This window comes from uncultured Gilvimarinus sp. (assembly GCF_963972205.1).
Lineage (GTDB): Bacteria > Pseudomonadota > Gammaproteobacteria > Pseudomonadales > Cellvibrionaceae > Gilvimarinus > Gilvimarinus japonicus.
This window is the reverse complement of record NZ_CAXAUC010000018.1, coordinates 1-24279: the sequence shown is the minus strand read 5'-3', so window position 1 is coordinate 24279 and position 24279 is coordinate 1. Positions and strand designations below refer to the sequence as shown.

Here is a 24279-nt window from a genome sequence, read left to right as displayed (position 1 = left end):
ATTGTGTCACCGCCTATGGCGGCGCACACCGAAAGCGCACCGGTTGCGCTTTCAAAGTTTCGACTATTAACGACCGTAGCCCTGCTGGCTATTACAAACTGGAGGCACTCGATGTCTAGAACACTGGATCTGATCAAAGAACATGAAGCTCGCTGGGTAGATATGCGCTTTACCGACACCATCGGTAAAGAACAGCACGTAACCATTCCTGCATCTACCATCGACGACGACTTCTTTGAAGAAGGCAAAATGTTTGATGGTTCATCTATCAATGGCTGGAAAGGCATTAACGAATCAGACATGATTTTGATGCCTGCGGACGAGACTTCTATTCTGGACCCGTTCTCAGAAGACACCACCATTATTATTCGCTGTAACATCGTTGAGCCTACCACCATGCAGGGCTACGATCGCGACCCACGCTCTATCGGCCTGCGCGCTGAAGAGTACTTAAAATCTACCGGCCTGGGCGATACCGCTCTGTTCGGTCCCGAGCCCGAGTTCTTCGTATTCGATAGCGTACATTGGGCCTCTGAAATGGGCGGCTCTTTCTACAAAATCAAATCTGAAGAAGGCGCTTGGTCTTCTGGTGACGATTTCGAAGACGGCAACGCCGGCCACCGCCCAACCGTTAAAGGCGGCTACTTCCCCGTGCCTCCGGTTGACTCACTGAACGACTTACGTGGCGCTATGTGTAACGCCATGGAAGCCATGGGTCTGGAAATTGAAGTTCACCACCACGAAGTGGCCACTGCTGGTCAGTGTGAAATCGGTGTTGGCGCCAACACCCTGGTGAAAAAAGCCGACGAAGTACAGATTTTGAAGTACTGCGTACACAACGTAGCCCACGCCTACGGCAAAACAGCTACCTTTATGCCTAAGCCACTGATCGGCGATAACGGCTCAGGTATGCACGTTCACCAGTCTTTCTCCAAAGACGGTGTTAACCAGTTTGCCGGTGACGACTACGCTGGTTTGTCTGAAACTGCCCTGTTCTACATCGGCGGTATCATCAAGCACGCGCGCTCGCTAAACGCCTTCTGTAACGCCTCTACCAACTCTTACAAGCGTTTGGTACCTGGCTTTGAAGCGCCCGTAATGCTAGCTTACTCGGCTCGCAACCGCTCTGCGTCTATCCGCATTCCGTTTGTCACCAGCCCGAAAGCCAAGCGCGTTGAGACTCGCTTCCCCGACCCAACCGCCAACCCATACCTGTGCTTTGCGGCACTGATGATGGCCGGCCTGGACGGTGTGCAAAACAAGATCCACCCAGGTGAAGCCGCCTCTAAAGACTTGTACGACCTGCCTCCAGAAGAAGAAGCACAAATCCCAACCGTGTGCTCAAGTCTGGAACAAGCGCTGCAAGCTCTGGAAGACGACAACGAATACCTGCAAGCAGGCGGCGTATTCACCAAAGACTTTATCGACTCTTACATCGAGTTGAAAAAAGCCGACATCCAGCGTCTGCAAATGACTCCACACCCTGTAGAGTTCGAGCTGTACTACAGCCTGTAAGACGCCCGAGCCCGACACGCACGCGTGTCAACGCTCACAAAAAGGCCCGATCAGCAATGATCGGGCCTTTTTCTTTGTGGCCCGACACGCTATCTTATAATCTTGGACAGGCAATCGCAGGATCATGCAATGAAGCCGCTTACAGGATTAAAAACCGCTATCTCACTTATGGTAATGCTACTGCTGCTCGCAGCGACAACTCAGGCCGAGGTCTATAAGTCCGTCGACAAATACGGCAACGTCACCTACACCGACGACCCAAGCACCGCCGAAAAAAGCGGCAAGGCCGAGAAGGTCAAGGTGCGTCCCACCAACGTCATGCCCGCCGGCAAGCCCATGGAGCTCAGCGAGCCCGACACAATGAGCGAGCCCGAGCGCGACCAGACTAACTACGCCATCCGCATTGTCAGCCCAGAGAACGAGTACACGGTCACCCCCGGCCAGCGAGACTTAATCATCGCGGTAAGCTTGCAGGCCCCCTTAAAAGAAGGGGCAAAAATCGCCTATTACATGGACGGCGAACTACTGGGCAAGGGCACCGTCAACAACTACTCGATTCGGGAGATCTTTAGCGGCGAGCATAATATTTACGCCCAGGTCGAAGACTCAAGCGGCAACGTGCTCTCTAAAAGCGCCACGGTAACGGTTTACGTGCATCGCGCCTCGACCATCAACTAAATGCCGCACTAAGATTCCGCCTCACTCGCGGCGCCAATGGCGCCGCTCAGACGCCAGCATCAGGGTTAGCCCTACTTTGTATCACACCCCAACTCGGGGCGCAGCCTGCGCCCCGCGATAACGCAAAAGCACCATTTTTGTGCAAGAATAATCGGACGAGCCAATCGTTATCGACGAAAACGCCCGTTTTTCGGGCTTTTTGCTATTGGTTCAGTATTTGCATAGTGCACCCCTATCAACCACCGCACCGCGGTCTTTGGAGTAGTAAGCCGACGTGACGCCCCAAGATATACACAAACCACTGCTAGACAGTTTAAGCACGGCCATCATCTTGCTTGATAGCCACCTGCAGTTGTGCCACATGAATCCGGCCGCCGAGGTGCTGCTGTCGATTAGCTGTGAGCGCTGCCAGGGCGAGGCGATTACCCACTTTTTTCACGAGTCCGCCGATACCGCCGGCGAGCTGCTACAAGCGGCGCGCAACGCCGACCACTACACCAAGCGTCACGCCGAATGGCAGCTGCTAAACGGCGAGCAAATTACGGTGGACTATACCGTAACGCCTTTTACCAACAACGATGGCTTGGTCATTGAGATTTTGCCGATCGACCGGCTACTGCGCATCTCGCGCGAAGAGATGATGGCCTCCAGCCAAGAGACTACACGCGGTCTCATTCGCGGCATGGCCCATGAGATCAAAAACCCACTGGGTGGTATTCGCGGTGCGGCACAATTATTAGCGCGCGAGCTACCCGGCGACACTTTTACCGAATACACCAACATCATCATTGATGAGGCCGACCGGCTGCGCAACCTTGTCGACCGTATGCTTGGTCCTAACCAGCTGCCACAGCAAAGTGATTTAAATATTCACGAGGTGTTAGAGCGCGTTGCCACCATGATTCGCGCCGAGAGCGAAGACACCATTCGCATCGTGCGCGATTACGACCCGAGCATTCCCGATATGCACGGCGACAAAGAAATGCTGATTCAGGCATTTTTAAATATCGCCCGCAATGCCATGCAAGCCATGCTTGAGAGCCACACGCCGGCGCCCTCGCTCACGTTGCGCACCCGCGTGCGGCGGCAATTTACCATTGGCCGGCAAAACCACCCGCTGGTCATTCACGTTGAGGTTACCGACAACGGCCCGGGTATTCCCGAGGAAATGGCCAAACAAATTTTTTATCCGATGATATCCGGTCGCGCCGAAGGCACTGGCCTAGGGCTGACCATTTCGCAGCATTTAATTCATCAACATCAGGGACTGATCGAGTGCCACAGTGAACCGGGCGAAACTTGTTTTTCGCTGTTTTTACCGATGGACTCATCACACACAAACTCAACACCAATGAGAAACCGCCATGCAGAAGTCTAACCGAGTTTGGATCATTGACGACGACCGCTCCATTCGCTGGGTCTTAGAAAAAGCCCTGCAGGGCTCCGGCATCGAGACCCGTACTTTCGACTCCGGTGATGCCGCCCTCAATCAGTTAAGTCGCGAAGTGCCCGACGCTATTGTCAGTGACATTCGCATGCCAGGGGTCGACGGGCTGGGGCTGTTGTCCACCCTGCACAGCAATCACCCGACGGTGCCGGTTATTATTATGACCGCACACTCAGACCTCGATAGCGCCGTCGCCGCTTATCAAGGCGGTGCCTTTGAATATCTACCCAAGCCGTTCGATGTCGACGAGGCCGTCGCGGTGGTGCAGCGCGCCCTGGCCCATGCCGAAGAGCAAAAATCCGAGCGCAGCCACCCCGACACCGTAGAAATCGATACCGAGATCATCGGCGAAGCGCCGGCCATGCAAGAGGTGTTTCGCGCGATCGGGCGTCTGTCGCAATCGAACATTACCGTATTAATTAACGGCGAGTCCGGCACCGGTAAAGAATTGGTCGCCCGCGCCCTGCATCGCCACAGCCCGCGCCGCAACGAACCGTTTATCGCCCTGAACATGGCGGCAATTCCCAAAGACTTAATGGAGTCGGAATTGTTTGGCCACGAGAAAGGCGCCTTTACTGGCGCCGCCACCCAGCGCCAAGGGCGCTTTGAGCAAGCCAATGGCGGCACCTTATTTTTGGATGAGATCGGCGATATGCCTGCCGAGACTCAAACTCGCTTACTTAGGGTACTGGCCGACGGCGAGTTTTACCGCGTGGGTGGCCACACGCCAGTCAAAGTAGATGTGCGTATTATTGCCGCCACCCACCAAGACTTAGAAAACCTGGTCACCGAGAACTCCTTCCGGGAAGACTTGTTTCACCGCCTGAACGTGATTCGGATTCATATCCCCAAACTCGCACAGCGCCGCGAAGACATCCCCAAGCTCTCGCAGTTCTTCTTGCAAAAAGCCGCCGGCGAGCTCAATGTCGACACCAAAATTTTACTCTCAGAAACCGAAGAGTTTATGTGCAGTCTGCCGTGGCCGGGCAACGTTCGTCAGCTAGAAAACACCTGCCGCTGGATTACGGTGATGGCCTCGGGCCGTGAAGTACACACCGAGGATTTGCCGCCGGAGCTGATGGACAACAAAGAGGGCAACGCCCCCGCCGATGACTGGGAAAAAGCCCTGCGCCACTGGGCCGATCAAGCCCTTGCCCGCGGCCACCACCAATTATTGAGTGAAGCGGTGCCCACCTTTGAAAAAGCCTTAATAGAAACCGCGCTTAAATACACCGCCGGACGCAAACGCGACGCCGCCAATTTATTGGGCTGGGGCCGCAATACGCTAACCCGTAAACTCAAAGAGCTGGGAATGGCCGGCGCCGAAGAGGCCAACAGCTAAACACCGATTGCGCCGGGCTACACAGATAGCCCGGCGTTCCCCGTTCCCCGTTCCCCGTTCCCCGTTCCCCGTTCCCCGTGCTAGGGTATAACCCTAATCATCATTAGGGGGAAGTATTGTGGCCAAGTGGATTGAGCAGTTCGCCAGTTTTATGTGGGGCCTACCACTCATCGTGCTGCTCGTCGGCGGCGGACTGTTTCTGCTTGTTTACAGTCGCGCGCTTCCTTACCGCCACTTTGCACACGGCTTTGCCATTCTCACCGGGCGTTACGATAACCACAGCGACCAAGGCACACTCAGCCATTTTCAAGCACTGACCACCGCACTGTCTGGCACCCTCGGGCTTGGCAATATCGCCGGCGTGGCGCTGGCGATTACCGCCGGCGGACCCGGCGCGGTTTTTTGGATGTGGCTAACGGCGATTGTCGGGATTGCCACCAAGTTTTTTACCGCCACCGCCGCCGTTATGTATCGCGGTTACGACTCTCAGGGCACCCTGCAAGGCGGGCCCATGTATGTGATTCGCGAAGGGTTAGGCAAACACTGGCTGCCCCTGGCGTTGTTTTTTGCCTTTGCCGGCCTGTGCGGTACCCAGCCGGTGTTTCAAATTAACCAGCTTGTTGCCATGCTGCGCAGCTCCATCGCTTACCCACTAGAGCTTGCCACCGAGCAGTCACACTTTGGCTTTGACCTTACCGTCGGTATTATCAGCGCGCTGTTGGTGTTATCGGTCATCAGCGGCAGCCTATCCCGCGTCGGTAAAGTGACCGCGCGATTAGTCCCCGCTATGGTGGTGGGCTACATGCTAATGACACTGGGTATTCTGGCCACCCACCTGAGTGAAATTCCCGCCGCTTTTGGGCTGATTTTTCACGATGCCTTTACCGGCCAAGCGGTTGCCGGGGGCGCGTTGGGCACAGTAATTCAGGTCGGTGTGAGTCGCGGCGCCTTCTCTAACGAAGCGGGCATTGGCACCGAGTCGATGGCACACGGCGCTGCCAAAACCAACGAGCCTGTGCGCGAAGGGCTAGTCGCCATGACCGGCCCGGTGATTGATACCCTGATCGTTTGCACCTGTACCGCCTTGGTCATTCTGATTACCGGCGTCTGGCAAAGCACCGAAGCCGACGGTGTCGCCCTCACCGCCAACGCCTTTAGCACGACCTATGGCAACTGGGGGCCATTACTGCTCACGGTTATGGTGATATTTTTAAGCCTAAGCACGATCCTTACCTTTTGGTATTACGGCAGTAAATGCCTCGGATTTTTAATCGGCGCGCAACATCAACACCATTATGTCTGGGTTTACTGTCTGTTAATTGTCGCCGGCAGCGTGGGCTCCATCAGCGTTATTTTTAATTTCCTGATCGGCATGTACGCCGCGATGGCAATTCCGACCATGCTCTCGGCGTTGATTCTCGCCCCACGTATTATGCGCGCCGCCCGCGTGTATTTTTCTGCTTTCGATTCGCAACGTTAGCGCAAGATCGGTCAGGTTTTACCCTAGCGACCGTCGTATACTACGCCAATGCAAACAACCACATAACAATCCCAAAACGCATCGAGGAAGCTAAGCTTTCTCGATGCTCATCCAATCGACATAAAAGCAGCGCATTATGAAATTCTCCGCCGAAGAAAAAGACATACTCGTTAAAAAAATTCAACTGTATTTCGACCAAGAGCTAGGTCAGGATTTAGGCAGTTTTGACGCACAGTTTTTACTCGATTTTTTTGCCGAGCAAATCGGTCCGTATTTTTACAACCGAGCTCTGTTTGATGCCAACACGGTACTGCAAGAAAAAATGGATTCGATGAGCGACGCTCTTTATGAGATCGAAAAGCCCACGGAGTTTATACGTTGATACAAGTACGCAGTGCGAATTTTGACAGCACCGCCGACGCAAAAAGCCTGGTTCGTTTACTGTGCGAATACGCGCAAGACCCAATGGGTGGCGGCCAAGGTTTAAGCGAGTTTACGCGAGCTAATATTGTGACAGAGCTAGCCAAGCGTGATGCAATTACACTATTGGCTTACTCGGGCGGTCGCGCGGTGGGTTTATTGAATGCCTTTGAAGGTTTTTCTACTTTTTATTGTAAGCCGTTACTTAATATTCACGACGTCAGTGTCTCAGCGCCATACCGTGGTCAGGGGATCGCGCAACAGCTACTTGAGCAAGCAGAGGTTATTGCCCGGCAGCGAGGTTGCTGCAAACTTACGTTAGAAGTATTAAGCGAGAATAAAATAGCCGCGGCGCTCTACCAAAAATTTGGCTTTGCCGGCTATCAGCTCGACCCGCAAGCGGGCCGAGCTGAATTTTGGGAGAAGAAACTTTAACGGGGTACAGGGTACGAAATAATTATCAGCCCCCGTTCTCCGTAACGATCAAAAGCGCCAGTTTAACTGCGCGCCCAGAATATCGACGCTGCTGTCGAACGAGCCCGCCAACACTCCAGGAACGCCGGCGGCACTGGTCGATTCTTCACGCAGCGAGGCATCATCCACTAGCAAGTGCGTGTAACCAACGTCCAACGACAAATGGCTTGAGACCTCCCAGTTAGCACCGACACTCAACCAAGTGCGGTCGGCATCCGGGATGCGCGGGCTTAAGTGCTCTGGGCTCGTTTGTGGGGCTTCATCCAACGCGATACCGGCGCGCCATGTCCATGCGCCAGTATCGATGCTGGTGCCTAGTGCATAACGCATCGTGTCATCGTATTGTAAGTCCAACTCGTCAACCTGAGCGCCATTGCCGGTGTTGATGACTTCAATATTTTGGATGCTGCTCCAGCGGGTTTGTGCAATATCCGCGTGGAACGCCCACCCTTCGGTGACATACTGAGTCACACTAAAGGTTAACGTGTCCGGCATGCTCACTTCCGCTTCAATATCACCCTCTAGGGCGCTCAAGCCGCCCGCACACAAAGTACCGGTGGTGGGCGCTGGCGGTGCCCCAGTGGGGTAACCGGCCCCAGGGCTACAGGCGGCGTTTAAATCGAAGGTAGCATCGCCCTCAAGCTTAAACTCGCCCCCTTCACGCCACACTAAACCAATACTGGTTCTGTCCGATGGAGTAATCAGCACACTCAAATCCAACACAAAGTCGTCGTCATCGCCTTTAATTTTTGCGCTGCTGTCGGTCGCCGTATTGGGCGCCAGGCCTAAAGAGGAGTCCACCTGACTTTGCAAATCGGCCTCGATGGTTTGGTAATTTACACCGGCGCCAATGGCGATAAAATCCGTGATCGCCCAAGAGGCGGTAGCATTAACATTGACCAGCTGTAGCTCGCTGTAAGTGGCGGAGTAGCGGCCCACCCACTCGTCGTTAAAGCTACTGGCAAGCCCGTATGGCGCGTTAACCCCAAAACCCACGGCGAGCCTATCACCCAGTGGCACTACCGCGTAAAGGTTGGGAATAACCCCCAATTCGTCAGTGGTGTCGCCTTCACCCGAGAAGGACGACCCTTCGTTATTAAACTGTGCGTCGGTGGCGACCAAGTTAACCCCCGCGGTCAGCGAGACGCGATCCAGTTTGGTCATACCGGCGGGGTTAAAGTACACGGTGCTGGCATCGATAATATCCGAGCCAGTCCCCGCAAACGCCTTGCCTAAATGCGCCGGGCTTTGTTCCAGTAACTGAAAGGACGCACCGTGGGCAAAGATAGGAGAAAAAGCTAGAGTTGTGGCCAGTAAGGTTTTATTGAATTTATTAGACATATGTAACTCCTCTGCGTCGGTCAAACGACAAGATAAGCGTTACCCAGCCTGCACTATGTCTTAGCAAACATGCCATAACCAATAGTGCCAACTGAGTAATGGGCAAGCACCCTACCGGTATCAATACCACAGATGCCGCTATACTGCGAGCCACGAAGCGCGCTGCCTTAAGCCTAGCAGAAGCGCGTTAAAAATCAGCCCCCGTAGCAAAAATTTACGAACAACTCACAGTTAGCGTAAATCAGCACGGTAAAACACAGGCTATTTCTCGTTTTCGGGCGCTGCCGCCTTGGTTGGTGCCGTCCAAGGTGCGGGCACCAGGGCTTTTTCTGGTTGCGCCATAAAATGAGGTGACATAATTTGCAAATCGGCCTCGGCAAAGACATCTTGTATGTGCTGATGCAACTCAGATAACACCATAACTTTAATCTCAGGAGCGTCAATATGCACCAGTAAACGGTACTCAACGTACCAGTCACTGAGCGCGGTTTGCCGCACATTAGGCTCGGGGTCTTCGCGGACCCCCTCGGTGCGCTGCGCAGCATCTAACAACAGGTGATGCACCTGCGGCCAGGGCGTGTCGTAACCGATCGTCACGCTGGTAGAAATGATAATGCCGTTGGGTTTGGCCAAGCGGCTATAGTTAGTGCTCGAAGCATTTAGCAGCACAGCATTTGGGATGGTGATCTCTTCATTTTTAATGGTTTTTATTTTTGTCGACAAAACACCTACTGTCGTCACTGTGCCTTCGTAATCCGATACTTTTACGTACTCACCCGGCTGAAATGCGCGACTATAAACCACAATAAGGCCACCCAAAACCTGACTGACAATACCGGCCGAGCCCAGCGAGACGATTAAACCAATAAACACACTGACGCCTTTAAAGGCCTCGGTATCGGAGCCTGGGATATAAGGGTAGGCGATGATAATCGAAAACAACCAAACGAGTACGACAATAACCCGGCGCGTGGCCTTGGCGGTTTCCGGGTCAAATAAACTGGAGCGTAAACGACCGCGCTCGATCCGTGAGAAAACATTTTTGACCATGTCGCTAACGATACTGGCGAGCCAAAAAATCACCAGCACCATCACGATGTCAGGAATAGAACCGACTATTGCCAAGCCGATCTTGGCGATAATATCGACAATATAATCGGTTAATCGCTGACCAAAACCAACGGTATAGGGAAACTGCCGCATCACAAACGCCAGCCAAAGGTAGCTAAACAGCGCCACCAATGCCATCAACAACAAACGCGCCAGACTTGACAGCAGCGACACTAAGTAGGGCACTAAATAAATACCGCCCACTTGCAAGCGGCTGGAACCGCTGCCTGGGTTATTGCGCTTTTCTAGCCATAGTAATAACCGCTCGCGACCGCGCAACAAAAGAAAAATAATCCCCCCAAAACATAGCGAAGCGATCGCAGAATAAATAGCACCTTTTACTAATAACTCGGGCTTTTGTTGTGCATCGCGCCGCTGCAGCCACGCACTTAAATTCGCTTTGGCTTGTTCGGCGTATTCCTCCAGTGTTATTTTCTCTGGCGCATCCTGCTTTAATAACCCAAACACTCGGTTATCATTCACCATCACCCATGCGCCGTTGTAGTCCTTCTCTTGCACAAGGTTGACCGATAAATCGTAATCTTTTGCGATGGGGATTGAGCGAATACGCTCGACCGCCGTTTTGGCCCGCTCTTTTGGCGAGTATTGGCGGTATTGCGCGCGGATCGTGGCGATATGCATGCCCCACAAATCCACCGAGGCATGCTGCGCGACATCCAGTGGGTCATGTAAAGGCTTGTCTTTGTCTTCGTCCTCCGCCAAGGCAAGTGACGCCCCCGAAACACACCACAACAGCAGCAACCACCGCAATAACCCCATCGCCCAATCCCCTAGAATATAACCATGCAACATCCGGTTTTCTGATGGACTAACTATAGCGCAAGCGACTTTAAAGCAAACAAGTTTCTGCGCTTTTGCACCAGCTTATTACGACGTGAACTGTCATAGATTGCCCTTAACCTTGGCTTTACGACTCCGCATTACCTGTTACACCAGGAGCCGAACACTAAAAATCACCGTCAAGGAGAATGACCATGGAAAAGCACTATCACGGTAGCTGTCACTGCGGCGCCGTCGCGTTTGCAGCCGACATTGACCTAAGCCGTGGAACCGGGCGCTGCAACTGCTCAATTTGCCGCAAAACTCGCAGCTGGGGCACGATCATCAAGCCCGAGGCTATGACCATTACCCAGGGCGAGCACGAGCTCACCGACTACCAGTTTAATACCAAAGCGATGCATCACCCGTTTTGCCGGCACTGCGGAGTCAGCCCCTACGGTTTTGGTCATCTTGAAGTGGCGGGCGGCGACTTTTATTACATTAACCTCGCCTGCCTAGACGATGCCACGCCACAGGAGCTGATCGAGGCGCCGCTGAGTTACTCGGATGGCGCCAACGACAACTGGCAAGAAGCCCCCGCCGAAACCCGCCATTTATAAGCCATAAACCACTACGGCGCTCGCCAATGCTCAGGCAGCGCCTCGGCCAGGTAATCCCGAAACGCCCGCACTTTGCCGGTTAACTGGTGGCGGTCGCGCACGCAGAAGTAAAAATCCAGTGGTGCCACCTCAGCTAACACGCTGTCGTTTGACGAGGGGGTAAATAGCTCAACCAACTCACCTCGCGCAATAAAAGGTGCGGCGATAAATGCGCCCAACCGCGTAATACCCGCGCCCGCGACGGCCATACGTGCCAAGGTATCAATGTCATCGCTGATAATAGCGGCGTGTACCGGCGGGTAATAATGCTCGCCGGCACGAACAAAACCCCAGCGTAAAAAGCGCCCATCCGCCGGAAACCGAAACACCAAACAATCGTGCTCCTGAAGCTGCTCGGGTATTGTGGGCGTGCCCCGGCGCGCCAGGTAATCTGGGGCGGCACAAAACACCGAGGGCACGCGGGCAATATGGCGCGCCACCAAACCATCTTCCAGCGCCGGCTGAATGCGAATACTCACATCGACGGACTCACGCACGTGGTCAACATTGCGATCGGTCGCCATCAGCTCAATGGTAATGTGCGGGTAACGACGATTAAATGCCGGAATCAACGGCGCCAGCACGTGACGGGCAAAGGCCGCTGTGGCCGCAATACCCAAGCGCCCACGGGGCTCGTCGCGCAACTCGCTCACCGCCTCGCTGGCCGATGCCAACTCGTGTATTAAGGAGCTAACCCGCTCGTAGTACAAGCGCCCGCTGTCCGTTAACGCCAGACTGCGTGTGGTACGGGTTAGCAACCGCACCCCCAACTGAGTTTCTAAGCGGGCGATGTTTTGGCTGGCGGCCGCCGGGCTAATACCTAGGCGTCGCGCGGCCCCGGCAATACTACCGGCCTCTACCGCACGAACAAAACTGTCAATTCCACGCACACTATCCATAAGCTAAAAAGCCTCAATAGCACAAGTATTCGTAAGCTTAGCTTATTACTGCTATTACCCCCAAGCCTCTACCGACACTCATTCCCGCTCGTTACAGTAATGACATCGCTAACTCAGGAGGCTAAATGACTAAGACTTTAAACAACGCAGCCAAACCCCAACGTAAACTACACCCACGTTTTACGTCGGTAATGTTCTCGTTCTACATGGCCGCCATTATGGCTTTTTTAATGTGCACCTTAATTACCGCGCTCAACCGTGGTATCGACGGGGCGTTTATTCACTGGGTTTGGAAGGCGTACCAAATCGCCATGCCCTGCGCCTTTATTTGCGTCTTACTGGTGCGTCCGCTGGTATTTAAGCTCGTTCATTGGACCGTTCATCCGCCATAATGGACTCGCGCTTATCGCGCCCGCGCAAAGAACTGTTAAACATTTTCTGATCGCTGCCCCAGACGCCGGGGTTTGCTACTATTGCTGCAAACAATACTCTAAATGGAGAGCACCATGAGCGATTCATCCCGCCGTCGGTTTCTGACCGGCGCCGCAACCTTAAGCGCGGCTGCCGCCGTAGGAACCACCCAAGCAGGCGAAACCTGTGGCGAGCTGCCACCGGTCGTACATAAAGTGTATTTTTGGCTGAAGAATCCCGACTCACGCGAGGACCGCGACCAGCTGATTGCCGGCTTAAAGACCTTGGGCTCGATTAGCACCGTGCAGGGGATTCATGTCGGTGTACCCGCCTCGACCGAGCAGCGCGACGTCGTGGATAACAGCTACCAGGTGTCAGAGCTGCTGCTGTTTGCCAGCGCTGCCGATCAGGACGCTTATCAAGTGGACCCAATCCACTTAAAATTTGTCGAGCAATGCAGCCACTTATGGCGCAAGGTTGTGGTGTACGACTCCATCGCCGTCTAAGGACAATTTGCGATTAAGTTCGCAACTCGATAGGCCGGTTTTTAAACCGGCCTATTTATTGCTGAGGGTATGTCATAGTGCCGGGTTCACCGCCCAACCAACCTACTTCTGTAAACAGTATGGAGCTTTACATGACATCCAGCAAAATATCCGCCGCCGCTGTTTTTCCAGCGCTTTCCGTAAAAGATACCGACAATAACGAGGTTTTTCTCGGTCAACGCCAATCCAATACCGGCTGGAAAATGGTGGTGGTTTATCGCGGCAAACACTGCCCGATTTGTACAAAATACTTAAACCAACTCGAAGATTACAAACAGCGGCTTGCGGATATTGACGTAGAGCTGGTGGCGGTCTCGGCCGACAGCGCTGAGCAACTGCAAGAGCACCAGCAAAAGCTATCGGTCACTTACCCGCTGTATCACGGTTTAAATGTCGAGCAAATGAGAGGCTTAGGGTTGTATATTTCTGAGCCACGCTCCGAGCAAGAAACCGATCACCCGTTTGCCGAGCCGGCCCTGTTTGTCATCAACAGCGAGGGCCGCATTCAAATCGTCGACATTGCCAATGCACCTTTCTCACGCCCCGCGCCCGAGACTCTGGTATCTGGCTTAGAGTTTATTCGCGACCCCAACAATGATTACCCGATACGGGGCACTTACGTATAACACTTGCCCAGTAAAACAACCGGGGCCAATGCGCTTACCGATACCCTTCCTCGGTAAGTGCCTCGTCGGTCACCTGTAAGGTCTGTTGGTCGTCTTCGGTTAGGCGTGTGCGCTTCCAGCCACCGCGTGCAAACCAACACACAGACACCAGCGCCACGGCAATATTAGTAACCGGAAACGACCACCAAATCCCCGAGGCGCCAAGCTCGGTGTGCTTGGACAAAACATAGGCGACCGGAAACTGAAACATCCACTGCGCCACCAGTGCCAACACCATAGCGTTAACCATATTGCCCGAGGCGCGAAACGCCGAGGCGATACACAACTGCACCGCAATGCCGCCCCATGCCAGCGCCATAATCCGAATAAAATGACCGCCCTCGCGGATCACATCTGGATCATCGGGGACAAAAAACGCCACTATGTGCGACGCCGAAAAATAAGCCCCCGCACCAATAATTGTTAAAGCGCCACAGCCAAACAACACCCCCAATTTGGTAATCTGCGCGGCGCGATCGAGCTTACCTGCACCTATGTTTTGCCCCACCAAGGTCGACACTGACATCGACAAACCCATGGCCGGAATCGTAATCAGCTGCAAAATATTTGAGCCAATACCGTAAGCGGCAATGGTAAGCGTTCCAAAGCTCGCCGCTAAAAATGACATCACCATCAAGCCCAAACTGCGGGTCGACAGCTCCACCGAACCGGGAAAACCGAGAAAAAACGCCTTTTTAATGTACGCCCAATCCGGTGTAAATAATCGCCACGACAACGCGATGCCATGACGCCCACGCAGCAACACCATCAGCCCCAAGCTGGCCGCCAAGCACTGGGTAATAAGCGTTGCCCCCGCAGCGCCTTTAACGCCCAGCGCCGGGATCGGCCCCCAGCCAAAAATCAGTAACGGGTCTAAGCCAAAGTTTAAAATTACCGTAACCAAAACAATCAACAAAGGTATACGTGTTTCACCCACCCCGCGCATCAGCGACTGAAACATAAAAAAGATAAAGACAAAAATAACGCCGATAAAGGACACCCGCATAAAGCCCAGTGCGCCCTTATACACCTCGGGCGCGACGCCCAGCAACGCAAGAAAAGACGGCGCCAACATAAACCCCAAACCTCCCAGCAACACCGAGGTAACGGTTACCATCAGCATCGTCTGGGCCGCCACATGGTTCACCCGATCTTGCCGGCCGGCCCCCATATACTGCGCCGTCAAAGTCGCGCCAGCCATCGCTAAGCCCGAGCCAATGGCAATCACCAAAAAAGTCACCGGCATACTCACTGACACAGCAGCAACGGCCGCGGCCCCCAAACGGCCCACCCAAAAAGCATCGGTAAGCTGATAACCCGCCTGCAGCACATTACCCAAAATAATAGGTGCCGCTAACGCCAACAGGGCGCGGGGGATTGATCCGGTGAGAAACAATGCACGGCGATCGAGCGCCATAATCACTCCTTGGGTGTAAATCGCGAGCCAACGCCGCCAGAGTCTTTAAGATAGCGCACTTGTACACCCATCGCGGGTGTAACCAAGCTAAGGCCTACAGGGGCGCGACGGATGCGCGCCCCGATGAGCAAGCAGCGAGCCGCCTGCTATTAAACAGTCAGTGTCCAGCCCAACGACAATACCAGCACCGTCGTGGCGCCCACCAGCATACTCATGGGCACGCCAGCTTTTAAAAAGTCGGTAAAGCGATAACCGCCGGGGCCGTATACCATTAGGTTGGTCTGATACCCCAACGGCGTACTAAAGCTGGCCGAGGCCGCCATCATAGTCGCCAACACAAACGGCTCGGGGTTAAGCGAGGCTTTTTGGGTTAGCTCCAGCACCACCGGCAACATTAAAATCGCCGCCGCGTTATTGGTAATAGATTCCGTCAGCAACCACACCGCGACATAGGTTAAAAACAGCAGCAGGATCGGATGCCCAAGCCCCGCCAGCAACAAGCCGTCGGCCAACCACTGGGCCACGCCGGTTTTGTACATGGCATTGCCCAGTGCAAACGAGGCGGCAATGGTTAGCAGTACCGTCGGGTCCAGGCTCTTTTGCGCCTGTTGCGCCGAGCAACAACCGGTAATCATCATAGCGGCGGCACCCAGCAAGGCGGCATTAAGCATGCTCATCAGCCCAAATGCCGCCGCCAATACGATCGCCAGCAAAATGCCCCACGACAAGTAAGCCCGCTGATGACGCGGTGGTTCGGTGCCTAAATCGCTAATCAACAAAAAGTCTTTGTTGTATTTTTGCCGGCTAACAAATGCCGGGCGCGCCTCTAGCAACAAGGTATCGCCCGGCTTTAGCTTGGTCGTCCCCAAGTTGCCCGGTAAACGCTCACCGTTGCGGGCCACCGCCAACACGGCAGCACCATAACGCTCACGGAACTGCGCATCGCGCACCGTTTGGTTAATGCAGTTACTGTGGGGCGAGATCACCGCCTCCACCAAGCGCCGCTCGCGGTGCTCACGCGCCAGCGTCGGCTCGCCATCGATTGACGGGACAATCCCTTTAATTCGCAGCAAGTCCGAAATCGCCTCAGTATTGCCGGCAAACACCAGGCGGTCGCCGCCTTGCAATTGCTCCTCTGAGCTTACCGCCGGCACAATCGCCCCAGCGCGTTCGATTTCGACTAAGTAAATACGCTTAAGGTTGCGCAGCCCCGCCTCTTCGACGGTTTGCCCGACCAGCGGGCCATCAGAGGCCACCGCGACCTCCAGCGTAAACTCGCGCAAGTTGCCAAACATGGCTTTCTCTTGGCGATCGGGCAGACTTTTAGGGAAGACAAAATAGATAAACAACATGCCTACAATCACCACCGGCAAACCCACAGCGGTAATCGAGAATAACGAGAAGCCCGCATTACCGGTCAGCTCTTGGTACTGACCGTTTACCACCAAGTTGGTGCTGGTACCAATCAGGGTTAAGGTACCACCCAAAATGGCCGAGTAACTGAGGGGGATCATCAGCTTAGACGCCGGGATATCAATTTGCCGCGCCCAGGCCCGCACGGCGGGAATCATGGTAGCCACTACCGGGGTATTGTTTAAAAAGGCACTAAGCAGTGCCACCGGCACACCGATACGCATTTGCGCCACGCGCACGCTTTTGGGGTGGCGCAACACATTTTTAACCAGCAAGTCGACCCCGCCCGAACCGTGGATACCAGCGGCCACCACAAACATCGCCGCCACCGTCAGCACCCCGTGGTTACTAAAGCCGGCAAACGCCTCAGTGGCGGTTAATACGCCACTGGCGCTCAGAATGATCAGCACTGCCATCATCACCAGATGCGCCGCGATGCGAGTAAAAATCAACACCAGCAGTGCGCCAACCGCCAAACCTAGCGATAACAACCCTTGCCATTCCATTCTATTCAAACCCAATTACTGACAATAAGGCCGCGAGCATACCGAAACTTACGGGGCAGGGAAAATAGTGATTTCTGCTAGGGTTATAACTGGTTTGTATAAGTGGGGTTGGGGATAGTCGGAGGTCGGAGGTCGGCAACTATGGCCGCGTTCAATAACTACAAGTAAACGCCTTAGCTAAATGGTGGTAGCCATACGACTCACTTTAGCGCTCCTGTCAATTTGCTTGCCTTCTGTCGCCGGGGGGACGCGACTGAGGGCGCACAAGGTAGTAATCAACCAGTATCATCCTATGGCACCAAAGCACTACGTAGGTAACAAAAGCCACTGAATACCGGGTCAAGGCCGGCATGACAATGTCAGAGCAGTTGAGGTAATCTTTGTCGATCAAGCCGCCTACGATGTACCGCTTTTAAACACCCTGTAAATACAGCCGATTTTGGACCTGTTCACTTTAGCCATATCGTCTTAATGACTTGGCTCGCACCGCCAGGGCTGATTCGCTCGATCTTAAGTTTGCTAACGCTAAATGTTGCCGACGCATTAAGAGACGAAGCTTCATCGGCTATCCGGCTGGCCTCGATGCCATTCCCCCGCCCCATTGTGATATGGGAAACGTAAGAACGATCCTCCAAGTGTGGCACCAAAGGTCCGTCATATAGACGCTCATGCAGTTTTGATACTTGGTCCACCCCAAACAAAAGAGAAAAGTAAACGTATCCTGTGTCCATTATCGGCTGAGGATTTAACGATGCTTGAAACCGATTCGTTGCGGCAACTTGTGTTTCAACATGCGAGATAAGCGCTTCATCTGACAAAACGGACACGAAAGGAAAAACCAGCGTTATATGAGGCTCGATCAATTTTCCCAGCGGATCATTTTTTTCCCGAAAATCTTGAATTTTTGGATCAAGGCGGTCGGCACACAGAAATATAGATCGCATAGTTTTCAACACCTACACCCGCAGTGATGTTTGTTATTACACCGAAATTCTAATGTCGATAATCAACGCAGTACGCCACTCGCTCGCTTTGACTAAGCTCAGGCTCAAGCCCTCCCAGAATAAGACAATCCATTACATATTTCGAATATCAAGATGCTTTCGTGACACAGGGCACAAACTCAAAAACAAAAGCAACAAGCCTCTCATTCGACTTAAGTTCAAATTGACAATAAGGTCTCGCCACACTTAAATCTGCGGTGCTGTTTGCTAATCAGTCGCCAAATAATGAATAACACATCAAGGTTCATTATTAGCTTTTACAGCTTAAAGGATGTATCGCGGCATCGGTTAGCGTTCAACCCTGTTCCTGGATTGAACAGGAACAACCCAAAGCCCATAACGATTCTTACAGGAGTTCAGCCATGAGAAGCCCAACTCAAATAAAGCTGTTTTTTGCAGCAGCGACCCTCATCTGTACCAGCGCCGCACACGCTATTACCGACGGCCCTGGCGAGGCCACACTTAACGTTTCCAACCAATGGGGCTCCGGTTACTGCGCCGACGTAAGCATTGCCAACAACGGCAGCGCTACCATTACCAACTGGACCGTAGACCTTAGCCTGAATGGCTCCAACATCACCAATTTGTGGAACGGCAACCTTAGCGGCGCCAGTGTAACGCCGGCCGCCCACAACGCCAGCATCGCACCGGGTAGCGACACCAACTTTGGTTTCTGCGCCAATGGCAGTGCCACCCCGAGCCTGACAAGCCTCGAGGTACAGGGCGGTGGCTCTGCCAGCTCTAGTTCTAGCGCCAACAGTTCGAGCAGCTCTAGCAGCTCCTCCTCTACCGGCAGTGGCAGCCACAGCATTACCGTGCGCATGAGCGGTGTCACCGGCGACGAAAGCGTCAGCCTGGAAATTGCAGGGCAAACCATCGAAACCTGGACGCTCAGCATCGGCATGCTGGACTACACCGTCAACACCGACGCCAGCGGTGAATTGCGCGTCGCCTTTACCAACGACTCCGGTGACCGCGACGTACAAGTGGACTATGTGATGGTCAATAATGTCACCTACCAAGCCGAAGACCAGCAAGACAATACCGGCGCCTACGACGGCGAGTGCGGCGCGGGCTCCTATTCCGAGATGCTGCACTGCAACGGCTCTATCGGTTTTGGTAACCCATTCGATGGCAGCTCGTCATCAAGCTCTAGTAGCAACTCATCAAGCTCCAGCAGCTCTTCGAGCAACAACGGCAACCCCGAATTCCCCGAGTTTTTTGTGGGCAATATCACCACCAATGGCAGCGTGAGATCGGACTTTACCCAATACTGGGATCAGATTACCCCCGAGAACGAAGGCAAGTGGGGCTCGGTGGAGGGTACCCGCGACCAGTACAACTGGGGCCCGCTGGATGACATCTACGACTACGCACGTGCCAGCGGCATTCCCGTCAAAGCGCACGTACTCGTGTGGGGCAGCCAACGCCCAAGCTGGATCGACGGGCTGAGTGCAGCTGAGCAGCGCGCGGAAATCGAAGAATGGATCAGTGACTACTGCGAGCGCTACCCCGACACCGCAATGATTGACGTGGTAAACGAGGCCCTGCCCTCGCACGCCCCGGCCAACTACGCAGCCAACGCCTTTGGCAGCGACTGGATTACCGAATCCTTTCGCCTGGCGCGCGAGCACTGTCCAAACGCCGTTCTCATTTATAACGACTTTAACTTTCTGACCTGGGATACCGATGCCATCATCGACATGATTCGCCCAGCCGTTAATTCCGGTTACGTCGATGCGCTGGGGCTGCAGGCTCACGGCCTTTACAACCCTCGAGCCTGGAGCGCGCAAGAGATCGAAGACAAGCTCGACCAGATCGCCGCACTGGGCCTGCCTTTGTACATTTCCGAGTACGACATTCAGGAATCCAACGACCAGCTGCAACTGGAGTACATGCAGCGTCACTTCCCGATCTTTTACAACCACTCGGATGTGGTCGGCATTACCCTTTGGGGCTATGTGGTTGGCGCCACCTGGCGCGATGGCACTGGCCTGATAACCAGCAATGGCCAACAGCGCCCCGCCATGCAGTGGTTAATGGATTATCTCAACCGATAGCAATGGATTAACGCTAAAACGGATAAGGACATCCAGCCCTAAAGCCCTGCAACCGCAGGGCTTTTTTATTCCCCCGTGATTTATGAAAGGTGCGCTGCCTTGGCACCCAAAACGCTGCTTATTTCCAGACCGTACACGCGGCATACACAAAGGTTGGGCACAGCCCAGCCGGCACATATATCTTCCTTTTATGTATGGATGCCCGCAATGTCTTTGCGGGCCACGGTAACTAATAGTAAATAACAGATTTGTGGACTATTCTTCTTTTACAGTCACGATAACCTTGTGACTTAACTCGCCTCTACCTTTACGTGCCAACACCTTAGGTTTTTGAATATTCTTGGGGGCACCACTGCACTGTATTACTCAGAACCAGCATAAGAAAAACACGTGTCTTACCGGGAATACGCGTGGCGATTTACTGTGGCACCGAAGAGATGAGTGATGTACTCGCACGTTTTTCACGCGGATAACGGCCGGTGAAGCTTAGAGCAATACCAATTTCAGTTCTCGACCTAATTAAAGCTGGCCCGTGAACAAAAAGGGTTAACAGATTCTACGGGGTTGGGTAAAAGCGTATTAAACATTTCGATAACGTAAATAAAACCTACCAGAGGAAAGTGAAATGGAACAGGCTATTAAAATCGTGTCGGCACTCGGTTTAGTTTTTGTGGAGGCTGGGTCTCTTGCCATGACCGATGAAGAAAAGCGTGAGGTTACTTATGCCAGTGAAGCCGCGCCGAAACACATCACCGACGCAGCGACATTCCTAATGTTCCGTGACGGAACATTTCAGACGATAAAAGAGGGGAGCAATAATTTTACATGCTTGGTGTTGCGTAATCCAAACGAACGTTTTGAGCCGGCTTGTTTAAACAAGTCGGCCGTAGAGTCAGTGCTACCGACCTATGAATACCACACAGCGCGTCTTTACGCTGGAGCCAGCGAACAGCAAGTGATGGATGAGATCGGAAAAAAATTCGAGAGCGGTGAATTACCCACGGCAAAGACAGGGTCATTGGTGTATATGATGTCTCAAAATAACCGGGCTTATCGCGAAGATATAAAAGAGCTGATTTCTTTCCCTCCTCATCAGATGTATTTCATGTCCAGGTTGCCGGATGATGTATTCTCGCTGGAGAATAGCACCTTCACACCAGGGAGCCCTTTCGTATTTCAGGCGTATCCTCACATGACATCCCTAATAATTTTTACCAAATAATACAAATAGTGAGTAAAGTGCGGGGGCAAGTATTTACAGTTGACAGCTAAACGATAACCTGACTTTCGAGCAAGCAGCGTCAAATGTAAAGCCTGCCCCGATACTGTCTTTCGGATGCCTAGCTTCTCGCAAAAATCTTTTTAATGACGCCCTCTCCGTGTTAGACACTTTATTTGGTATGATCTTCGCTTTATAACAATTTTAAATTTGATACTAAAATATCTGGACGGAAACGTAATGACGTTGATTTTAAATTGGTTAATTTTATCTTTCACTGTGTGGCTAACGGCAGCTATATTACCCGGGTTTCATATTAAGAACTTTAAAAGCGCATTATGGGTAGCAGCGATATTCGGCATTTTGAATTTTTTACTCGGATGGCTATTTTTTACCGTATTTACGGTGCTCACCTTAGGCATTGCCTTACTACTTGCTTTTATTACCCGCTGGATCATCGACGCTATCGTGCTAAAAATTACCGATAAAATGACCGACCACCTCACTATCGACGGGTTCGGTTGGGCATTATTAGGTGCGCTCATAATGGCCGCGCTAGGCACTTTGTCCCAGTGGGCAATATACAGTGCGTGATAAGTCAGGTCGATAACAGCAAAGTGACATCTAGTCATGTAAACGCTCATCTATATCAAGTACGTTACCGTTGGTTTACGGCATGCAGAGGTGCGCCGTAAACCCACGCAACGAGACATGGATAATCGCGGTTGACTTCAGGCTTTTACCTCAGTCGGCTTACTTTGGTTCAACCGAAATCTCTGCTACTCATTAAACGCTAACGGAAAAACAATGACTGCTCACTGAATTCTTTTAAAAATATGAACCACACAAATCCGCTCGACAAGTGAAGCTTGTCAATAACCCACCGTAATAGAATGAACTGCCGATAGTGGAGTACGCAGCGCCTTCGAGCAGCAATTTTCTGAGTGACATTAGTAGCCTCTATCACATGCGATTAAGCCGGGCGTGACCGCGCTATAAAATTCTTTAACACAACTGCACTCCTTCAAGAACGCTTCCGCTTCTAAGATTCTGCAACCACCGACTGACCACTCTGGCACGAGAGTTGCCATACATTAACTAGATTCGATAAACGCACGACTTATAGCGCCATTTACGGACAATTTTTCAATCTAGGAGATTTACGATGAAATATTTTCAAAAGCTCGCACTGCCCGCCGTACTCGCAGCCACAATGGCTAGTTCAGCGTTTGCAGCAGAAGGCCTGTACTCCATGTCAGACCTTGAGGACGCTGACGTTTTCGACAGCACCGGCCAAGAAATCGGTGAGGTAGAAGATATCTTAATGGGCAACGACATGTCGGTGCACTCACTGATTGTCGAGACTGGCGAAGTCATGGGCCTTGGCGGTAAAGAGGTAGTAGTACAGCGCGGCTCGTTTACCGTGATGCCAGAGCCTGGCAAACAAGGCTTCGACGAAATGGAATATGAAGTGCATTTGGAGTTGACCAAGGCACAGTTAAAAGAGCAGCCAGAGTACAGTGAAGACTGGTGGAACAAAACCAGTGCGGCTCTGCAAAAGGCCTGGGAAAAAACCAAAGACGTTAGCGAAAGCGCCTGGGAGAACACCAAAGAAGCCACCTCCTCAGCATGGCACGACATAGAGGAAGGTGCAGACGACCTCGGTGATAAGATTGAAGAAAAGACTGATTAAATTTAGTTCATCTTCATAAAAAAGGGCCTTCGGGCCCTTTTTTATATGTGAGCTGTAAGGCTTTCCCCAAGCCCACAGGTTTAACGACTTACAATAATACAATCTTCAATTTGCTTGCCCTCAGTCGCCGGGCAGGCGAGTCGCTTTTCTGTTTGGCCAGAAAAGTGACCCAAAGAGGCCACCCCGGCATCTCAGCCCTACGGGTACCCTCACGCCCTGCCGGCAAGCTCAGCTTGCCGTCGTTCAGCTACGCGCAAAGCAGCGCTTTGTAATCGCTAGGCCTCACCCAGCCATTTTAGCGGGCCGTCTCGACAGGGCGTCCATGGCGTGGCGATGCTTGCGCAAATGTCCTATTTGCTTACCCACTAAAATAGACCTGCGCTCAGCTGGCTGCAGGGGGAGTTAAAGCGGCACCTTGTAGCAACCTGAAAAAAATCAAAGTTCAAAGCTTGACCTCGGTAGAGCACTGTAAACGGTAAGGCCTGACCGCGACAATTTTGCGTCGATGCTGAAATCACAAATCAAAGACGCGACCTCAGGTCAGCAAAGCGGCACCTCGTAGCCACCGGAAAAAAATTCACGATTCAAGACTTGACCCCGCCAGATTTCGAAAAACTCGACAGACGCCATTGTTCAATTTGTAATCCTCCCGATACTCCCACCTGTTCCACATCGCACTCCCAGGGGAATTCTGGTCAGGTCTTAGCTCTCTCTCGCATTGTGAGGAAATTGCGGTTACTATTCTACGCCTAGTTTTAGCCTGATCTTTACGACTGAATAAGCGGCTGACTGTCATATTTTCCAACACTAAAAACTGGAATGGTTATGAAGGGACTCTTTAAGAAACTTTTGCAAGGCTTTATTTTCGGATTAGGTTTTGGCGTTGCGTTTATCCTCGTGGTGTTTTTCTTCTCGCCTTATATATTTGAAAATTCAGTGACCAGCTCTTTAGAATGGAGCAATACTGAGGATAATGAAATAAACCAGCCACCGCCTATTAAGGAGGAGTATCTGGGTTCTACTGGCGTCTCTGCCAGTAATACAGCCGACGTTGGTAATAAGGTACTCACTAGCGGCGGTGGCAGAATAACCGGTGTGGTAGTTGGCGACGGTGCACGCGTGGCAGGTGTCACCTTGCGATTAGGCGGTAGTGTTCAGAATTCTGTGTCATTTCTTTATCATTAGCAAAAAAGAGATGACC

The 24279-nt window shown here is 52.7% G+C and carries 22 protein-coding genes; 16 read left to right on the top strand and 6 right to left on the bottom strand.

Features of this window, described 5'->3' with window-relative positions; translation table 11 throughout:
* Positions 1-111 precede the first annotated feature (111 nt).
* From glnA to AACY82_RS16830, 7 genes are all read left to right on the top strand, one after another.
* The gene (gene glnA / locus AACY82_RS16860) at positions 112-1515 is read left to right on the top strand and encodes a glutamate--ammonia ligase (RefSeq protein WP_339618018.1); all 1404 of its coding nucleotides are present in this window, start codon (positions 112-114) and stop codon (positions 1513-1515) included.
* Between the two features lie 129 nt (positions 1516-1644).
* Positions 1645-2193, top strand: a complete 549-nt coding sequence (locus tag AACY82_RS16855; RefSeq protein WP_339618017.1) for a DUF4124 domain-containing protein — start codon at positions 1645-1647, stop codon at positions 2191-2193.
* A 274-nt stretch (positions 2194-2467) separates the two neighbouring features.
* Positions 2468-3571 carry a nitrogen regulation protein NR(II) gene (glnL, locus tag AACY82_RS16850; protein WP_339618016.1) on the top strand — a complete coding sequence of 368 codons (1104 nt, stop codon included), beginning with the start codon at positions 2468-2470 and terminating at the stop codon, positions 3569-3571.
* Positions 3558-4982 (top strand): nitrogen regulation protein NR(I), encoded by a 1425-nt coding sequence (gene glnG, locus AACY82_RS16845; protein WP_339618015.1) that lies wholly within the window; start codon positions 3558-3560, stop codon positions 4980-4982. The genes glnL and glnG overlap by 14 nt, the downstream gene beginning before the upstream one ends.
* A 151-nt stretch (positions 4983-5133) precedes the next feature.
* A complete protein-coding gene (locus tag AACY82_RS16840) occupies positions 5134-6462 on the top strand; it encodes an alanine/glycine:cation symporter family protein (RefSeq protein WP_339618031.1) in 1329 nt (442 codons plus the stop codon).
* A 136-nt stretch (positions 6463-6598) separates the two neighbouring features.
* The gene (locus AACY82_RS16835; RefSeq protein WP_339618014.1) at positions 6599-6844 is read left to right on the top strand and encodes a DUF2164 domain-containing protein; all 246 of its coding nucleotides are present in this window, start codon (positions 6599-6601) and stop codon (positions 6842-6844) included.
* Complete coding sequence (locus tag AACY82_RS16830) at positions 6841-7317, top strand: GNAT family N-acetyltransferase (protein ID WP_339618013.1); 477 nt, start codon at positions 6841-6843, stop codon at positions 7315-7317. The genes AACY82_RS16835 and AACY82_RS16830 overlap by 4 nt, the downstream gene beginning before the upstream one ends.
* 48 nt (positions 7318-7365) lie before the next feature.
* Here AACY82_RS16830 and AACY82_RS16825 read toward each other — a convergent pair whose 3' ends face one another.
* Together AACY82_RS16825 and AACY82_RS16820 are read right to left on the bottom strand one after the other, a co-directional pair.
* Positions 7366-8697, bottom strand: coding sequence for an outer membrane protein transport protein (locus AACY82_RS16825; RefSeq protein WP_339618012.1), 1332 nt, complete (start codon positions 8695-8697; stop codon positions 7366-7368).
* Between the two features lie 261 nt (positions 8698-8958).
* Positions 8959-10587, bottom strand: coding sequence for a mechanosensitive ion channel family protein (locus AACY82_RS16820; RefSeq protein WP_339618011.1), 1629 nt, complete (start codon positions 10585-10587; stop codon positions 8959-8961).
* Positions 10588-10802: 215 nt separating this feature from the next.
* Between AACY82_RS16820 and AACY82_RS16815 the strand changes: the two genes are divergently transcribed.
* The gene (locus tag AACY82_RS16815) at positions 10803-11207 is read left to right on the top strand and encodes a GFA family protein (RefSeq protein ID WP_339618010.1); all 405 of its coding nucleotides are present in this window, start codon (positions 10803-10805) and stop codon (positions 11205-11207) included.
* Between the two features lie 11 nt (positions 11208-11218).
* Here the strand turns inward: AACY82_RS16815 and AACY82_RS16810 are convergent, their stop codons facing one another.
* Complete coding sequence (locus AACY82_RS16810; RefSeq protein WP_339618009.1) at positions 11219-12145, bottom strand: LysR substrate-binding domain-containing protein; 927 nt, start codon at positions 12143-12145, stop codon at positions 11219-11221.
* 125 nt (positions 12146-12270) lie between these two features.
* Between AACY82_RS16810 and AACY82_RS16805 the strand changes: the two genes are divergently transcribed.
* From AACY82_RS16805 to AACY82_RS16795, 3 genes are all read left to right on the top strand, one after another.
* Positions 12271-12537: a DUF2798 domain-containing protein gene (locus AACY82_RS16805; protein WP_339618008.1), complete on the top strand. Its 267-nt coding sequence runs from the start codon at positions 12271-12273 to the stop codon at positions 12535-12537.
* A 114-nt stretch (positions 12538-12651) separates the two neighbouring features.
* Entirely contained in the window at positions 12652-13062 is a 411-nt protein-coding gene (locus tag AACY82_RS16800; protein WP_339618007.1) for a Dabb family protein, read from the top strand.
* A 131-nt stretch (positions 13063-13193) separates the two neighbouring features.
* Positions 13194-13727 (top strand): peroxiredoxin-like family protein, encoded by a 534-nt coding sequence (locus tag AACY82_RS16795; protein ID WP_339618006.1) that lies wholly within the window; start codon positions 13194-13196, stop codon positions 13725-13727.
* Between the two features lie 34 nt (positions 13728-13761).
* Here AACY82_RS16795 and AACY82_RS16790 read toward each other — a convergent pair whose 3' ends face one another.
* The 3 genes from AACY82_RS16790 to AACY82_RS16780 all read right to left on the bottom strand — a co-directional run bounded on the left by AACY82_RS16790 (position 13762) and on the right by AACY82_RS16780 (position 18046).
* Entirely contained in the window at positions 13762-15183 is a 1422-nt protein-coding gene (locus AACY82_RS16790; RefSeq protein ID WP_339618005.1) for an MATE family efflux transporter, read from the bottom strand.
* Positions 15184-15332: 149 nt separating this feature from the next.
* On the bottom strand, positions 15333-17102 hold the full coding sequence (locus AACY82_RS16785) for an SLC13 family permease (protein WP_339618030.1): 1770 nt from the start codon (positions 17100-17102) through the stop codon (positions 15333-15335).
* A gap of 449 nt (positions 17103-17551) precedes the next feature.
* Complete coding sequence (locus AACY82_RS16780; protein WP_339618004.1) at positions 17552-18046, bottom strand: 2'-5' RNA ligase family protein; 495 nt, start codon at positions 18044-18046, stop codon at positions 17552-17554.
* Between the two features lie 422 nt (positions 18047-18468).
* Between AACY82_RS16780 and AACY82_RS16775 the strand changes: the two genes are divergently transcribed.
* The 5 genes from AACY82_RS16775 to AACY82_RS16755 all read left to right on the top strand — a co-directional run bounded on the left by AACY82_RS16775 (position 18469) and on the right by AACY82_RS16755 (position 24263).
* The gene (locus tag AACY82_RS16775) at positions 18469-20166 is read left to right on the top strand and encodes an endo-1,4-beta-xylanase (RefSeq protein WP_339618003.1); all 1698 of its coding nucleotides are present in this window, start codon (positions 18469-18471) and stop codon (positions 20164-20166) included.
* Positions 20167-20791: 625 nt separating this feature from the next.
* Positions 20792-21388: a chromate transporter gene (locus tag AACY82_RS16770; protein WP_339618002.1), complete on the top strand. Its 597-nt coding sequence runs from the start codon at positions 20792-20794 to the stop codon at positions 21386-21388.
* Between the two features lie 237 nt (positions 21389-21625).
* Entirely contained in the window at positions 21626-21979 is a 354-nt protein-coding gene (locus tag AACY82_RS16765; protein WP_339618001.1) for a phage holin family protein, read from the top strand.
* Positions 21980-22550: 571 nt separating this feature from the next.
* Positions 22551-23078: a PRC-barrel domain-containing protein gene (locus AACY82_RS16760; protein ID WP_339618000.1), complete on the top strand. Its 528-nt coding sequence runs from the start codon at positions 22551-22553 to the stop codon at positions 23076-23078.
* 825 nt (positions 23079-23903) lie between these two features.
* Positions 23904-24263, top strand: a complete 360-nt coding sequence (locus AACY82_RS16755; RefSeq protein WP_339617999.1) for a hypothetical protein — start codon at positions 23904-23906, stop codon at positions 24261-24263.
* The last annotated feature ends 16 nt before the right edge of the window (positions 24264-24279 follow it).